The 15,484-nt window shown below is 64.6% G+C and carries 16 protein-coding genes and 1 tRNA gene; 7 read left to right on the top strand and 10 right to left on the bottom strand.

The window, feature by feature from the left end; translation table 11 throughout:
* Positions 1-75: 75 nt before the first annotated feature.
* The 8 genes from AB4850_RS21625 to ssuD all read right to left on the bottom strand — a co-directional run bounded on the left by AB4850_RS21625 (position 76) and on the right by ssuD (position 8,771).
* Positions 76-1,815: a hypothetical protein gene (locus AB4850_RS21625; protein ID WP_414445025.1), complete on the bottom strand. Its 1,740-nt coding sequence runs from the start codon at positions 1,813-1,815 to the stop codon at positions 76-78.
* 75 nt (positions 1,816-1,890) lie between these two features.
* The gene (locus AB4850_RS21620; RefSeq protein ID WP_414445024.1) at positions 1,891-3,942 is read right to left on the bottom strand and encodes a hypothetical protein; all 2,052 of its coding nucleotides are present in this window, start codon (positions 3,940-3,942) and stop codon (positions 1,891-1,893) included.
* A 954-nt stretch (positions 3,943-4,896) separates the two neighbouring features.
* On the bottom strand, positions 4,897-5,157 hold the full coding sequence (locus AB4850_RS21615) for a hypothetical protein (RefSeq protein ID WP_414445023.1): 261 nt from the start codon (positions 5,155-5,157) through the stop codon (positions 4,897-4,899).
* A gap of 38 nt (positions 5,158-5,195) precedes the next feature.
* Entirely contained in the window at positions 5,196-5,393 is a 198-nt protein-coding gene (locus tag AB4850_RS21610) for a hypothetical protein (protein WP_414445022.1), read from the bottom strand.
* 143 nt (positions 5,394-5,536) lie between these two features.
* The gene (locus AB4850_RS21605) at positions 5,537-5,752 is read right to left on the bottom strand and encodes a TOBE domain-containing protein (protein WP_013697841.1); all 216 of its coding nucleotides are present in this window, start codon (positions 5,750-5,752) and stop codon (positions 5,537-5,539) included.
* Positions 5,753-5,797: 45 nt separating this feature from the next.
* Positions 5,798-6,787, bottom strand: a complete 990-nt coding sequence (locus AB4850_RS21600; protein ID WP_414445021.1) for an ATP-binding cassette domain-containing protein — start codon at positions 6,785-6,787, stop codon at positions 5,798-5,800.
* Positions 6,784-7,599 carry an aliphatic sulfonate ABC transporter permease SsuC gene (gene ssuC / locus AB4850_RS21595; RefSeq protein WP_414445020.1) on the bottom strand — a complete coding sequence of 272 codons (816 nt, stop codon included), beginning with the start codon at positions 7,597-7,599 and terminating at the stop codon, positions 6,784-6,786. Before ssuC ends, AB4850_RS21600 begins: the two co-directional genes overlap by 4 nt.
* A gap of 14 nt (positions 7,600-7,613) precedes the next feature.
* Positions 7,614-8,771 (bottom strand): FMNH2-dependent alkanesulfonate monooxygenase, encoded by a 1,158-nt coding sequence (gene ssuD / locus AB4850_RS21590; RefSeq protein WP_414445019.1) that lies wholly within the window; start codon positions 8,769-8,771, stop codon positions 7,614-7,616.
* Between the two features lie 368 nt (positions 8,772-9,139).
* Here ssuD and AB4850_RS21585 point away from each other — a divergent pair, with 368 nt between their 5' ends.
* Positions 9,140-9,568 carry a hypothetical protein gene (locus AB4850_RS21585; protein WP_414445576.1) on the top strand — a complete coding sequence of 143 codons (429 nt, stop codon included), beginning with the start codon at positions 9,140-9,142 and terminating at the stop codon, positions 9,566-9,568.
* A gap of 53 nt (positions 9,569-9,621) precedes the next feature.
* Here AB4850_RS21585 and AB4850_RS21580 read toward each other — a convergent pair whose 3' ends face one another.
* Together AB4850_RS21580 and AB4850_RS21575 are read right to left on the bottom strand one after the other, a co-directional pair.
* On the bottom strand, positions 9,622-9,960 hold the full coding sequence (locus AB4850_RS21580) for a DMT family transporter (protein ID WP_206125903.1): 339 nt from the start codon (positions 9,958-9,960) through the stop codon (positions 9,622-9,624).
* Between the two features lie 5 nt (positions 9,961-9,965).
* Positions 9,966-10,463 (bottom strand): heme-degrading domain-containing protein, encoded by a 498-nt coding sequence (locus AB4850_RS21575; protein WP_414445018.1) that lies wholly within the window; start codon positions 10,461-10,463, stop codon positions 9,966-9,968.
* Between the two features lie 149 nt (positions 10,464-10,612).
* Between AB4850_RS21575 and AB4850_RS21570 the strand changes: the two genes are divergently transcribed.
* From AB4850_RS21570 to AB4850_RS21545, 6 genes are all read left to right on the top strand, one after another.
* A tRNA-Met gene (locus AB4850_RS21570) sits at positions 10,613-10,689 on the top strand.
* Positions 10,690-10,916: 227 nt separating this feature from the next.
* Positions 10,917-11,462, top strand: coding sequence for an NUDIX hydrolase (locus AB4850_RS21565; RefSeq protein WP_414445017.1), 546 nt, complete (start codon positions 10,917-10,919; stop codon positions 11,460-11,462).
* Positions 11,463-11,471: 9 nt separating this feature from the next.
* On the top strand, positions 11,472-12,215 hold the full coding sequence (aat, locus tag AB4850_RS21560; protein ID WP_414445016.1) for a leucyl/phenylalanyl-tRNA--protein transferase: 744 nt from the start codon (positions 11,472-11,474) through the stop codon (positions 12,213-12,215).
* Between the two features lie 300 nt (positions 12,216-12,515).
* A complete protein-coding gene (locus tag AB4850_RS21555) occupies positions 12,516-13,367 on the top strand; it encodes an arginyltransferase (protein WP_414445015.1) in 852 nt (283 codons plus the stop codon).
* A 135-nt stretch (positions 13,368-13,502) separates the two neighbouring features.
* The gene (locus tag AB4850_RS21550; protein ID WP_414445014.1) at positions 13,503-14,531 is read left to right on the top strand and encodes a quinone-dependent dihydroorotate dehydrogenase; all 1,029 of its coding nucleotides are present in this window, start codon (positions 13,503-13,505) and stop codon (positions 14,529-14,531) included.
* A 111-nt stretch (positions 14,532-14,642) separates the two neighbouring features.
* Positions 14,643-15,437 (top strand): cystine ABC transporter substrate-binding protein, encoded by a 795-nt coding sequence (locus tag AB4850_RS21545; protein ID WP_414445013.1) that lies wholly within the window; start codon positions 14,643-14,645, stop codon positions 15,435-15,437.
* The last annotated feature ends 47 nt before the right edge of the window (positions 15,438-15,484 follow it).

Below are 15,484 nucleotides of genomic sequence, written 5' to 3'. Positions count from 1 at the left end.
GCCGAATAAAGTTCGGAACTCAGCCCGCGCAACCACGCGGGCTTTTTTGGTGCCGAACCTGACAGACAACGTTTTCTATTGCGGCCACCAGACCCAATTGGGCGCAGTGGAATACGTGAGCCCAAGCACGTCGCCCGGAGCCACCGAAATTGGCACACCCGGCGCCGCACTAAACATCTGCTGACCGTTAAGCGCGATCGACGTCACCTTGCCGCCGTAAATCAACACCTGCGCGCGTGAGCCGTACGGGTTCGTAAAGCGAGTGCCGGACGCCGGCATCGCCGGCACGACAGCCGCGCGGTTGCCGTTAAAGCCAGGACTGTCGGTAATCTGGTTGTCGCTCGTGCCCGCGTTGGCCACGCCGTTAGTCGCGACTTGGTTGCCAGTCAGGTCTACCCCGCCGATCCTCACATTGGTGGAAGCCGGATCTATCTCAATACCGTAGGCTTGATTGCCAACACCGGTTCCGTAAGTGCCCCCGCCAGAGCGTCCGCCGCTAACGCGCACGCCGGATGCACTCGGCCCGATCACAATCCCGCTGCCGTTGCCGACCATCGAGAAGCTGTTGCCGAAAACGTTGGGCGACGGGATGTTGATGTTCAGACCACCGGCCAGATTCATGCCGTGCCGTGCCCAGCCGCTGACCTGAGTCGGCGCGAGTGTGGCATTAATAACCGCCTGATGATATGTGCCGCCACGGTTCGTGCCGTCGATCACTATGCCGTCGAGACCCGAGCCGGACTGCCCCTTGACCGTAGCGTAGATGGCAAGTTGCCCGATGTACTGGGAACCGTTGCCGCTCGGACCGCCGACCCAGATGCCAGCACGCCTGGCACCGTCGATGTATCCGCCTGGCGCCAGCGTCGGCTCGAGGATCAGCTTGTTATCGGCCCCCTGCTCGATGTGAACGTTGTCGACGACCGATTGACCAATATAGTAGTTGCCCGTGAATGTGACATGTTCGCCCGCAGAAATCGACACGCCGTACTGCCAACCTTGCATGAAAGGACCGTTGATGTATGGGCTCGCAATCTCGACCTCGGTCGGCAAATCGACTGCATCCGCGCCGAGCGTATAGCCCGGCACAGCCGACGCCGCGGCAAGCATGATCGCGGTATTCGAGTTCAAGGCCGGGCTGTTGGGCGGATTGTAGTTTCCCGGCGCCACGATCTGATCGAGCTTCACCCCTTGGCCACCGTATAACGCAATGCCATACGCGCCATGTGTAATCGCAGCGCGGATGGTCGACTGCAGCGGCGAAAGCAATACGATAGCGGGATGCGTCTTCGGCACTACATTTGAATGGAAGAAACCGATGTCGATAATGTCATTGCCGATGATCGCTGTGATCGGATTCGTTCCGACGAGGATATCGACGATGTCGGTGTGCGTCGCCACGACCGTAGAAGCCTTGCCATTTCCCTGTAACCGCACATAGGGCTTCGCCACCTTAAGCGTCGATTTGATCAGGTATACGCCAGCCGGCATGCCGCAGGTGCCCCCCCGCACCTTCGTACCTTCGAAATCGATGCAGGCCTGAATTGCACCTGACACGTCCACCGACGCGGCCCCCGATTTCACATCGGCGATCTGGGCGGGCGTCATGAAGTCAAACACGCTGTCGATATCCTGCAATTTGTTGGAGATCGTGCGCGAGACAGCCCCTTTACCGGACGATTCGAAACGCGCCGTCAAATCCTTCGAAATCCCGCCGGAATAATGTGCCGATGCCGATCCAACGATGAGCGACGCGGCCATGATCAACACTAATTTTGCCTTGTTGACGGCAGAGCTTTTACAACGTGCCTTCTTCATTGTCCTTGGGATCCCTTTATTCGCTGCCATTCCGTAGTGCACCGTCGGCGATTCGTACCGGTTTTCTTGTGTCGATCAATTTCCGCCGAAGTATGCACGGATATGTGCAGCGTATTGCATCGCAGTTTTACCTGAAGACGCATAGCCATTCGTGGAATAAGTAACGGCCGTGCCGCCTGCAATATATGCACACACCTGTCCCTGCGAGTATGTTCCTTGTGAATTACCGGTCGACGGCTCAGTCGTGTAAGACTGCGAAGCATGTGTGTCGCCGCCAACCCAGTTGAGCGTAACGGCGGGCAGCGTGGAACTGGTCGTGGCCGCCATAGTCACGTTCGAAAACGCACTCAAGCAGTAGATGCCCGTGCGCCTCGCCGTGAAAATAGTCTCGCTGCCGATGTCGGCAGACCGCCCTGTTGCGTCGGCTGCACCGAGCGAGGCCTGCATGACGTTTCCCGCGCTGTTGACCGAGAACAGCGTCTTGTCCGTGCTGTCGTTCACGCGGAAAGCCAGGTCGCTGCCCGACGTGCTGTGGGCCTTAACGTCGAGCGCGGCGATCGGACTCGGCTGGTAGATCCCGATGAACCCTGTCGACATCGCCAAGCCTCGGCCGAGGTTGCCGGTGCCGGTGATCGCGTTCTGGATGCTGAGTTGGCCGTCGGCGCGCGGGTTCGCCACGCAAGCCCCCGAGCCGATCTCGGTATTCCATGAACCGGTGGTGATGCATGAGCGCGCCGGCGTACTCGTTGCGTACTCGCCGCCGATGAAATTGCCGTTGCCCGTCGTGACGCCCCAGCCCGCGTACGGACCGAAGAAGCTGTTGTACTGGCCGATGGTGCCGTAGCCACTGAACACTCCGAACGCCGTGTTGTAGTTGCCACTGACGTTCGAAAAAAGCGACTGCTCGCCAACGTTCGTCTGCCCGCTACCGTTCTGGAGCGAAAAGCTCGCCCAGTGGCCGATGCTGCTGGTTTCGGTACCATTGATCAGCCGCGGTGCGATGCTGCCGCCGACGAACACCGAATTCGTGTAGTGCTGGATCGCTGCGCCGTCGACCGCAAACGGACCGATCGCGATCACCGATGAGGCATTCGTGCCGGTGCCGACCCTCGCGGTTTCCGTGGCGCCGGCGGACATGGCGACGGTCACCCGCGCCTTCCAACCGTTGTGCACGGAGCCGGTAAAGTCGAGGCTGACAATCGGATCGCTGGTGACTTGCGGCGAGCGCGCCTGCAGCACAACGAGGTTACCCACCTCGCTGACTGGAGCAGCGTTCATCAGCGCCACGAATGCCTGCGAGATCGACGTCAGCGTGTCGCCGGCCTTTACCGTGTAGGGCCACGATTTCGGGCTGTTTGCGCACACACCAGACGCCGTGCAGGTCAACTGTACGGTGATCGTATCGCCAACCGTGGCCACCCCGCCGAACGTGATCGACACTGCATTGCCCCGCAGCGCGCCGGCGCCTTCGGCCACCGTCATGTCGGTCGTGCCGTTGCGGCCCGCATTGGATCCCACGGCGGTAAACGCCCCGCCACCGATCTCGTTGCGAGCGGCATCGTTGCCGAGCACTGCCACGTCGTTCGCGTGCGGATCCGCTCCAGCAGCATGCAGCCCCACCACTGCGTTGTAGTTCCCGTCGACAAGTCGCAAACACGACAGTGCGCCGATGCACACCACCTCCGCCTGCGACTGATTCAACGCATTGGCGGCATAGGCGCCGATGCCGAGCGCCCACGGATTGTCGATCGGGTAGTGCGCACCGGCGTTGGGACCGACGAACAGCGCGGCATTGTAAACGCTCGCCGGACCGACGCGCATCACGTTCATGCCGTTCGACTTCAGCGTGGAACCGATATCGATCGACGTGCCGCGGATCGTGCCACCAGTAATCGTTGCCGAACTGAACGTGGCCGACGGCCCCTGCCCCGCGCTGGTCGACGCTTTACCGGCAAGCGACAACGCATCAACGATGGCCGGTGTATCGAGGGCTGGGGCCGTCGATACCTGTCCGGAGACGGACTGTGCGTGTGCGAACGGCATCGTTACGACGGCAAACACGAGGAGCGGCCATTGGCGCAGCAACGGCCGTCGCATCGCGGCAGCATACGTTCGGGTTTGTTTCATAAAATCAGGTGATCGTGATGGTGGACGTTGGCGAGTTGGCAAGCCGCCCACCAATCCGTTGAATGTTGTCTCGACAAACGCGTGCGGCACGCCGTCGCCGGGCGCCTGTGCACTCCAAGGAACACCATGCCGAATCTATGCTGGCGCGGTGAAGATCTGCTCCAAGCTGACGAGTGCGAAGCCCTGTCCCGCTTGCCGGCGCAGCCACGACGACGGAGTTCGGCATCATGTGGGCCCTCCGAGGTCGGTGTGCCCCCGGCGATGGAACATGGTGAAATGGTGCTGTCAAACGTCATACGCTTGCCGATAGCGACACCGATGTATATACCGGCGTCTGGTAATTGCTATGCGCCAACCAACCGTGCACCGGGCGATCCTCCACGCAGCCACGGGCCCATGCGTAGCAATTCCATTCGTACAATCTCGCTGCATTGCATTTCGAGGCCATATCGCCGCAATGACGAGGTTCTAGGACGCGTAGGTCGGCGTGCTCACATTGCCGCTTGCATCCTGACAATCCTGATCGCCTGCCGGTGCCGCCGACGACCGGCAGTACAGCCATCGGCAAGGGATTGCCTGTCGCAATCGGATTCAGCAGCGTCGGCACATTGTCCAGATGGAACTCCCAAAAGGGGCGAAATCGGACACCGAGGACGTTTCGGCTCCGAGCAGGGATTGCGGAGCCGCGCGGCGCCCGCAGCGTGAAACGCGAGGAAAACCAGGCATGGCAGAACACGGTCGAACAGTCGAGTGGGCAAGAGATCAGCTTTTTTCGTGCAAGACTCAATCAAATCAGACACTTCGGTATCTGATTTGATTGCCGTGAATCGCAAACGAAAACGTAACGTCACCGCGCCCCACCAACGCAAAAGCCGCCGGAGCCAGCCCCGACGGCTTTCATTCCCACACCGACCCGCAACAGCCAGCAGCCAGCAGCCAGCAGCCAGCAGCCAATCAGGCGGCCCTGGCCCCCCGCAGCTCGCGATCCACCGCCCCGCGCGCCATCGACATCACCTGATCGACCACGCTGCGCTCGCTGAGCCATACGCCGTCGACATGCACGAGCCGCCAGCCGATCACCTCGGCATCGCCGAACAACACGCGGTAATGGGCCTTCTCGCCGGCTCCGACCTGCTCGGTCTTCACTTCGAGCCGATAAGCGTTGTACTCCTCGACGTACGCATCGAGGCTGTGTCCAATCGAAATCGTATCCATTTTCATCCTCCCGACCCTAAGCAATCCGATCAAATCGATCAATCAAACTCTTCAGGCAACGCCGTTCTGCCGTCTTCGGTCAGTTCGGCGCGCCCCGGGCGGCTCTGATACACGTAGCCGTCATTCTGCAGCGCATCGACCAGCGCGCCGAACTGCGTCGGCACCGGATAGCCGGCGCCAAATCGGTCGACCCACTTCAACGCTTCTATTGCATCGGGACTGAGTGCGGGGACCATCGACTCTCTCCGCAGTGAAAGAGATCTGATCCTAGCACTGAAAAATGAAAATCAATGTCAATGATTGCTTCAGAACGTAAGAGGCGGGCAACACTTGCGCGTTGCCCGCCTCCGGAATGCCGCTGCGCCCCGCCCCACGGGCATCAGAGACGCGCGATCGACACCTCGGTGGATTTCACCAGCGCGACCACTTCCGCGCCGACCTTCAGTTCCAGCTCGTCGACCGAGCGCGTCGTGATGACCGACGTGACGATGCCGAACGGCGTATCGACGTCGACCTCGGACACCACCGGCCCGCGGATGATTTCCTTGACCTTGCCCTTGAACTGGTTGCGTACGTTGATGGCGATGATGCTCATGTTGGTATGGCTCCGAAAATAACAGTCGATGGAGGCTGGGCAGCGTCAGACGGCCCAACGGATACGGGTTGCGGGTGCGGGCGGCTCGAACGCGTCAGGCGCATCGACCACCGGGCCGCCCTTCAGCACGCGTTGCAGCACGCGATCTTCGAGCGCGGCGAACGACGACGACGCACGCGCCCGCGGCCGGTCGAGCGGCACGGTCTGGTCGAGCGCGATCTTGCCGGCCTCGATCAGCAGGATGCGGTCGCCAAGCGCCACCGCCTCCTGCACGTCGTGCGTCACGAGCAGCGCGGTAAAACGGTGCTCGCGCCAGAGGCGTTCGATCAGCGCGTGCATTTCGATACGGGTCAGCGCGTCGAGCGCGCCGAGCGGTTCATCGAGCAGCAACAACTGAGGCCGATGCACCAGCGCGCGTGCCAGCGCCACACGCTGACGCTGCCCGCCCGACAGTTGCGCGGGCCAGTCGTTGGCGCGTTCGAGCAGGCCGACCTCGTTCAGCACGGCGCGCGCATCCTCGCGCGAGCGGCGGCCGAGGCCGAGCATCACGTTCTGCAGCACGGTCTTCCACGGCAGCAGCCGCGCGTCCTGATACATGATCCGCGTGTCGAGCGCCTCGCCGGTTTCGCTGCGCTTCACCAGCGCGCCGTCGGTCGGCTTCTCCAGCCCGGCGATCAACCGCAGCAGCGTGGACTTGCCGCAGCCGCTGCGCCCGACGATCGCCACGAAGCTGCCGCGCTCGATCGACAGATCGAAATCGCTGAGCACGGCGCGCTCGCCATAACGCTTGCCGACCTTGCGCAGCTCGACCGAGTGATCGCCGCTGCGCGCGAGCGGCGCGTTGCCGTTCGGATTGCCACGGACATCACCGGCCTCGCGCCGCCGCGTCAGCGGCACGACGTGGCCGCCGACGTCGCGATCGAGCACGGCGGCGTCCTGGCGGGCGGCGTCCTCGGTGCGCGACTGCGCGAGCTCGGCATCGATATCGGCGCCGGCGATCGGGCCGTAATGGTTGTTGAGCGTGCTCGCGTTCATGGCTTGGCTCCCGGTTGATACGCGGGGTGCCAGCGCAGCGTCGCGCGTTCGAGCCACTTCGCGAGCACGTCGGCCAGCTTGCCGAGCACCGCGTACAGCAGGATGCCGACCACCACCACGTCGGTTTGCAGGAATTCGCGAGCGTTCATCGTCATGTAGCCGATGCCCGACTGCGCGGAGATCGTCTCGGCAACGATCAGCATCACCCACATCAGGCCGAGCGCGAACCGCACGCCCACCAGGATCGACGGCAGCGCGCCGGGCAGAATCACGTCGCGATACAGCGCGAAGCCCTTCACGCCGTAGCTCTTGGCCATCTCGATCAGGTTCGCGTCGACCGAACGGATGCCGTGATAGGTGTTGATGTAGATCGGGAAGAACACGCCGAGCGACACGAGGAACAGCTTGGCCTTCTCGTCGATGCCGAACCAGAGGATCACGAGCGGAATCATCGCCAGCGCGGGGATGTTGCGGATCATCTGGATGGTCGAGTCGAGCGCCACCTCGGCGGCCTTCGAAATGCCGGTGGCGAGGCCGAGCACGAGGCCCACGCCGCCGCCGATCGCGAAGCCCACCAGCGCGCGCCAGGTGCTGACCTTGACGTTCGCCCACATGTCGCCGGATTGGATCAGGGACCACGCGGCGCGCACCACGGCGAGCGGCTCGGGCAGCACGCGCGTCGACAGCGCACCGGCGCGCGCGGCCAGTTCCCACGCGATCACGAGGCCGAACGGCACCAGCCAGGGCGCGATGGCGCGCCAGCCGCTGCGTGCGATGCCGCGTCCTGCTCGCTGGAGAGTCGGGGTTGCCATCTCGATTCCTCCGCTCAGCTCTGGCTCGCCTGCGGCGTGTAGTGATTGCCGATCACCTCGCCGAACGGGCCGGACAGCGGGCCGGCGCGGCGCGTGTTGGTGGTGCCCTTGATCAGCGGGAACACCAGCTCGGCGAAGCGGTACGACTCTTCCAGATGCGGGTAGCCCGACAGGATGAAGGTGTCGATGCCGAGCGACGCGTATTCGCGCATGCGCTCGGCCACCTGCTCGGCGCTGCCGACCAGCGCGGTGCCGGCGCCGCCGCGCACGAGGCCCACGCCCGCCCACAGGTTCGGATAGACCTCCAGGTCCTTGCGCGAGCCGCGCTTGCCGCCGTGCAGCGCGGCCATCCGGCGCTGCCCTTCGGAATCCATCTTCGCGAACGACTGCTGCGCACGGGCGACCGTGGCATCGTCGAGGCGGCTGATCAGGCGGTCGGCATCGGCCCAGGCCTCTTCCTCGGTCTCGCGCACGATCACGTGCAGGCGGATCCCGAACTTGATCTGGCGGCCACGCGCCTCGGCGCGGGCGCGGATGTCGGCGATCTTCTTCGCGACGGCCTCGGGCGGTTCGCCCCAGGTCAGGTAGGTGTCGATATGCTCGGCCGCGATGGTGTGCGCGGCCGGCGACGAGCCGCCGAACCACAGCGGCGGATGCGGCGTCTGCACCGGCGGATACAGCACCTTGCCGCCCTTCGATTGCAGATGCTTGCCGTCGAAATCGATCGACTGGCTGTCGTGCGACTTGGCGAGCAGGTCGCGCCAGATATGCAGGAATTCGTCGGTGATTTCGTAGCGCGTGTCGTGGTCGACGAACACGCCGTCGCCTTCGAGCTCGGCGATGTCGCCACCCGTCACGACGTTGATCAACAGGCGCCCTTCCGACATCCGGTCGAACGTGGCGGCCATGCGCGCCGACAGCGCCGGCGACGACAGCCCCGGGCGCACCGCAACCAGGAACTTCAGGCGCTTGGTGGCCGGAATCAGGCTCGACGCGACCACCCAGGCGTCCTCGCAGGAACGGCCGGTCGGCAGCAGCACGCCGTCGTAGCCGAGCGTATCGGCCGAGGTGGCGATCTGACGGAAGTAATCGTAGTCGGCCGCACGCGCGCCGTCGGAGGTACCGAGGTAGCGGCTGTCGCCGTGCGTCGGAATAAACCAGAACACATTCATTTGCTGCTCCTGCCTGACTGTTCTTGCGAAAATTTCGGGCAAAGCGAGGCCCTCGACGCATACGGGGCGTCGAACAGGATCGTCTGCCGGGAATGAGGCTCGCCGGATCGCTCCGCGCAGCGGCGAGCTCGCGATTGCGCGGGAGGACGGGTTCTACCGTCTCTGGGAATTCAGTCTAGGGAGGGGCACTTCGTTTCGGAACGATTTTTTTGAGCTTAGTTTTTCCGCTTTCGTGATTTACACGCTGCTGTAGCGAATATCGCGATGCGGGGACGGTCGAAGCCCAACGCGCCCCTCTATAATGGCGGGCCGAGTCCTACCCACCTTGCGCACGTGGCCGTACGCCCCGCGCGCTCATGCCTGATCCGATGCAGAAAGTCATCCTGCCGTTCCTGTCCGGTTTCCTAGCCGCCCTGTTCTTCCGCGAATCGACGTTGGCGCTGCTGCATGCGGCAGGCCTGATCGGCATCGGCGGCTTCTCGGTCGAGCCGTTCGCGCCGGCGGGCATGCCCACCTTCATCGTCAATGCGCTGATCAGCGCGTTCTGGGCGATCTTGATGGCCTGGCTGCTGCGGGTGTCGCCCGAGCGGCGTGCGCCGTGGGTGCAGGCGCTGGTGTTCGGCGGCATCGTGCCGACCGTGGCGCGCGTGTTCGTGATCGATCCGCTGCGCGGCATCTGGCCGGCCGGCAACATGCTCTCGCCGCTCGCGATCGGCTTCGCGGCCAATGCGATCTGGGGCTGGGGCGCGCTGGTGTTCATGCGCGCGTTCATGTCCGACGACGATTACGACGACTGATCGCGGCGCGCGCCCGGAGCGCGCGCCCTTCCCTTCACGATTCGGGCCGGCGCTCAGTGCGCCTGCATCTTCGAGAACAGGTTCAGCACCACCACGCCCGCGATGATCAGCGCGAGGCCAATGACGGCCGGCAGGTCGGGCACTTGCCCGTACAGCGCGATCGCGACGAGCGTGATCAGCACGATGCCGGCGCCCGACCAGATTGCATACACGATCCCGACCGGCATCGTCTTCAAGGTCAGCGACAAGCCATAAAACGCGAAGCCGTAGCCGACGATCACGATCAACGTCGGCAGCAGCCGTGTGAATCCATCCGAGGCACGCAAGGCCGAGGTGCCGATCACTTCGGCCACGATGGACATGGCGAGCCAGGCGAAAGCAGGCAATTTCATGGTCGTTACTCCCCGGCCAGCGCGAGCGCGGCGTAATCGTGGCCAAGTTCGGCGCTCAGCGCCTCCACCACCAGTTCATGATCGCGACGCTGCGGCAGGCCCGACACGACGATCGTGCCGATCACGCCGGCGCCGGCCACCGTCAGCGGAAACGCGCCGCCATGCGAGGCGTAATCGGCATCGGGCAAACCGTGCTTCGCGGCCAGCGTGGTGCCGGCCTGCTTCAGACGCAAGCCGACCGCATAGGAGCTGCGGCGAAAGTGCTCGACCGTGCGGCGCTTGCGCGCAACCCAGGCGAGGTTGTCGGGCGTCGCGCCTTCGAGCGCGGCGCAGAAAACGGGCAGACCGAAGCTGCCGATCTCGATTGCAACGGCGTGGCCGCGCGCGAGCGCCATCTCGCGCAGCCGCGTGCCGAGCGCCCAGGCGCGGGCCGTGTCGAACTGCGGAAAGACCAGCGTGTGCTCCTGGACGAGGATCGACTGCAGATCGTGAGCGATATCCATATAGATCGTCGAAACAGACGTTGAATGAAAGGGCGGGAACCGCCGACAGATTCTAGCCCAGCGCCTCGCGCACACGGTGCGGTGACAGGGACAGATAAAACGCTTGCGCCGCTTTCGAGAACACCCTATAATTCAATTCTTCTGACGGACGCGGGGTGGAGCAGTCTGGCAGCTCGTCGGGCTCATAACCCGAAGGTCATAGGTTCAAATCCTATCCCCGCAACCAAGTCGTATTGATGATGGGTCACAGCGCTTCAAGCTCGTGGCCCATTTTCATTTCCGGCGCCGGAAATCTTCGCGCGCACCGCTTTCCGCTATCGTTTTCACAAGCGCCATCGCAGCGCCCGGCCTCGTGCCGCCGCCCGCGCAAAGCGCTGCAAAAGCACGCCTGCGCCTTTCTGGAATCGCCGTGCGCGGTGATACACTCGCATCACCCTTTCGCTCCCCATCCCTATGAAATTCTGCTCAGTCTGCGGCCACGAAGTCATCGCGCGCATCCCTCCCGGCGATAACCGCGAACGCTTCGTCTGCGACCAGTGCGGCACGATCCATTATCAGAATCCGCGCAATGTGGTGGGCACCGTGCCCGTCTGGGGCGATCAGGTACTGCTGTGCCGCCGCGCGATCGAACCGCGCCACGGCTACTGGACGTTGCCGGCCGGTTTCATGGAGATGGGCGAAACGACCTCCGAGGCCGCCGCGCGCGAAACGCTGGAAGAAGCCGGCGCGCGCGTCGAAGTGCAGAACCTGTTCACGCTGCTCAACGTGCCGCACGTGCATCAGGTCCACCTGTTCTATCTGGCGCGCATGAACGGCCCCGAATTCGAGGCCGGCGAGGAAAGCCTCGAAGTCCGCCTGTTCGACGAAGCGGATATCCCCTGGGACGACATCGCGTTCCCCACCGTCACCCAGACCTTGCGGTTGTTCTTCGCCGACCGCGAGGCCGGTTCGTTCGGCGTGCATACCGGCGACATCTATCGCTCGCTGCGCAACGGCTGACGCGCGCGCATGGTCCCCTGGCTCACGCCCGAGACGCCGTTTCCGCCGGTCGAGCAGGCGCTCGGCCCGGCCAGCGGCGCACCCGGCCTGCTCGCGGCCAGCGCCGACCTGCTGCCCGAACGCGTTGCCGACGCCTATCACCGCGGCATCTTCCCCTGGTATTCCGACGGCCAGCCCGTGCTGTGGTGGAGCCCTGATCCGCGCATGATCCTCGTGCCGGATGAGTTTCGCGTCTCCGCCACATTCCGCAAGACGCTGCGCCGCGTGCAGCGCGACGCACGCTGGGAGGTGCGCGTCGACCACGATTTCCCGGCCGTGATGCGTGCCTGCGCGCAGGCACCACGCGACGGCCAGCGCGGCACCTGGATCACCGACGACATCGTGGCCGCCTACACGGCGCTGCATCGCGCGGGCCACGCGCACAGCATCGAGACCTGGTTCGACGGCGAACGCGTGGGCGGCCTGTACGGCGTGGCGTTCGGCACGATGTTCTTCGGCGAATCGATGTTCGCGAACGCCACCGACGCCTCGAAGATCGCGCTGGCCACGCTGGTTGCACACGTTCGCGCACACGGCGTGGCGATGATCGACTGCCAGCAGAACACCGCGCATCTCGCCTCGCTCGGCGGCCGCGAAATCGGCCGCCGCGAGTTCGTCGCGCACGTGCGGCGCGCCACGGCCGAGCACGCGATTCCGTGGCGCTTCGACAAGCACGCGCTGGCCCGGCTGACCGAGACCGCGCACGCCGGCTGATGCGCGGCGCATCGCGTGGCACTCCTCAACACGATAATTTTCATGTTACCTTTGTCGACATCCGACCGGCCGGCGCTCGCCAAGGCCGGCCCTATCCGACAAGACATCCGATGCCCACCCTGACGATCTCCTTTTCGCATGCGCCGTGTCCGGCGTCGGCCGTCGCGCGCAGCACGCGCGTCGTGTGCCGCCGCACCGGCCCGGCGTGCGGGATCCGTTCGGGCCCGGCTCGGCGTGCCACGCGGCCCGGCGGCTTCCGCCCGGCCCGCTGACGCGATCCTCCCGCTTCGAGAGCTGCCCATGACTCATCCCACCGAGTTGCCGCTTTCACCGCTTTCGGCCCTGCAGTTCTATGCAACGGCGCCGTATCCATGCAGTTACCTCGATGGTCGCGTGGCGCGCTCGCAAGTCGCGACGCCAAGCCATCTGATCAATTCCGACATCTATACCGAACTCGTCAAGGCCGGCTTCCGGCGCTCGGGCGTGTTTACGTATCGGCCCTATTGCGACGGCTGCCGCGCCTGCGTGCCGGTGCGCGTGCCGGTCGACGCGTTCGCGCCGAACCGCACCCAGCGCAAGATGTGGAACCGCCATCACGGGCTGGTGGCGTCGGTCTCGCCGCTGCACTACGACGAGGAGCACTATGCGCTCTACATGCGCTACCAGTCGGCACGCCACGCGGGCGGCGGCATGGATCGCGACAGCCGCGATCAATACGAGCAATTCCTGCTGCAAAGCCGGATCAATTCCCGGCTCGTCGAATTTCGCGACGCGCCGCAGGCCAACCCCGACGACCCGAACGCCACGCCCGAGCCCGGCACGCTGCGCATGATCAGCATGATCGACATCCTCGGCGACGGCCTTTCCTCGGTCTACACGTTCTTCGAGCCCGAAGACGCGCACAAGAGCTACGGCACCTACAACGTCCTCTGGCAGATCGAGCAGGCCCGCAGCCTGAGGTTGCCCTATGTCTATCTCGGCTACTGGATTCGCGAGAGCCAGAAGATGGCCTACAAGGCGAACTTCCGGCCGCTCGAAGGCCTGATCGACGGCCGCTGGAAACCGCTCGACCCGGCCACCGTGGATCTGCCGCCGGTCGACGCGGCGCTGGCCCGCGCACCGCTGCCGGGCGGCCACGGCGGCGTGCGCTGAAGCCGCGGCTACCGTGGCGCGCAACGGCGAACAAGCTGCCGGTGCGCCCTGCCACCGCCCTGCATTCCTGACCGGCCAGGCTGCCGGTTCGGTTAAAATGCCGGGTTATCAATTTCCGGCCCCGCCCTTCACGCCGTGTTCAGCTCCCTTTATCCGCTCGCCCGCGCGTCCCTCTTCAAGATGGATGCCGAAGATGCCCACCACCTGACGCTGCGCATGCTCGGCGCCGCCGGCCGCACCGGCCTCGCGAGCCTGCTCGCGCCGAACGTGCCGGACGTGCCGCGTACCGTGATGGGCCTGACGTTCCGCAACCCGGTCGGGCTGGCGGCCGGGCTGGACAAGGACGGTGCCTGCATCGACGGCCTGGCCGCGCTCGGCTTCGGCTTCATCGAGGTGGGCACGGTCACGCCGCGCGCGCAGCAGGGCAACCCGCGCCCGCGCATCTTCCGCCTGCCGGAAGCGAACGCCGTGATCAACCGGATGGGCTTCAACAACCACGGCGTCGATCAGTTCGTGAAGAACGTGCAGGCCGCGCGCTATCGCGGCGTGCTGGGCCTGAACATCGGCAAGAACGCCGACACGCCGATCGAGCGCGCCGCCGACGATTACCTCTACTGTCTCGAGCGCGTCTACCCGTTCGCCAGCTACGTCACCATCAACATCTCGTCGCCGAACACCAAGAACCTGCGCCAGCTCCAGGGCACCGACGAACTCGACGCGCTGCTCGCCGCGCTGAAGGACAAGCAGGCGCGCCTGGCCGATCTGCACGGCAAGCTCGTGCCGCTCGCACTGAAGATCGCGCCCGATCTCGACGACGAACAGGTCAAGGAAATCGCCGCGTTGCTGTTGCGTCACCGCATCGAAGCCGTGATCGCGACCAACACCACGCTGTCGCGCGCCGCCGTGCAAGGCATGCCGCACGCCGACGAAACCGGCGGCCTGTCGGGCCGCCCGGTGTTCGACACGTCCACCGAAGTCGTCCGCAAGCTGCACGCCGAACTGGGCAGCGCGGTGCCGATCATTGGGGTTGGCGGCATCTTTTCGGGCGAGGACGCGCGTGCGAAACTCGCCGCCGGCGCGTCGCTGGTGCAGATCTACACGGGTTTCATCTATCGCGGCCCGCCGCTCGTCGCCGATTGCGTGAAGGCCATCGCACGCGGTTGAGCGCACGGCACGGTTATATAGAAATAAACAAACGATAGTTGGCGGGCAATTGTGTTTTCACTATGATTGCCGCCATCGTCAACGCCCATTGCGGGCAATACAGGGAACAGAATGAAGATTGTGTCGCTGAAGAAGCTCCTGAGCGCCGGCCTGATCGGTGCCACGCTGGTTGCCGCCTCCGCCCATGCGGCCGACATCCTCGACCAGGCCAAGCAGCGCGGTACGCTGCGCATCGGCCTGGAAGGCACGTTCCCTCCGTTCAACTCGAAGGCGCCGTCGGGCGAGCTGGTCGGCTATGACGTCGACATCGCCAAGGCCGTGGCCGCCAAGCTGGGCCTGAAGCCGGAATTCGTCACGACCGAGTGGAGCGGCATCATCGCCGGCCTGCAGGCAGGCAAGTTCGACGTGATCGTCAACCAGGTCGGCATCACCGACAAGCGCAAGGAAGCGCTCGACTTCTCGCCGGCCTATACGTACTCGGCCGCGCAACTGATCCAGCGCAAGGACGACACGCGCGAGTTCAAGTCGCTCGACGACCTGAAGGGCAAGAAGCTCGGCGTCGGCCTCGGCACCAACTACATGGACATGGCGAAATCGGTGCCGGGCATCGACGTCAAGACCTACCCGGGCGCGCCCGAGTATCTGCGCGACCTGGCTGCCGGCCGTCTCGACGCGGCGCTGAACGACCGCCTGATGCTCGCCTACCTGCTGAAGGCTTCGCCGCTGCCGCTGCGCACCGGCGCCACGGTCGGCTCGGCCGAACCGTCGGGCATCCCGTTCAAGAAGGGCAATCCGAAGTTCGCCAAGGCGATCGACGATGCGATGACGCAGCTCGAAGCCGACGGCACGTTCGCGAAGATCTCGGACAAGTGGTTCGGCATCGACGTGTCGAAGCCGATCAAGTAAGTCGGAATACGGCATGACGAAGGGCGGCATCGGCAACGGTGCCGCCC

Origin of the sequence: Burkholderia sp. 22PA0106, assembly GCF_047497155.1 — a bacterium.
Classification (GTDB): Bacteria; Pseudomonadota; Gammaproteobacteria; order Burkholderiales; family Burkholderiaceae; genus Burkholderia.
The sequence above is the reverse complement of the archived record's forward strand: the minus strand, read 5'-3'. Positions and strand labels throughout refer to the sequence as shown.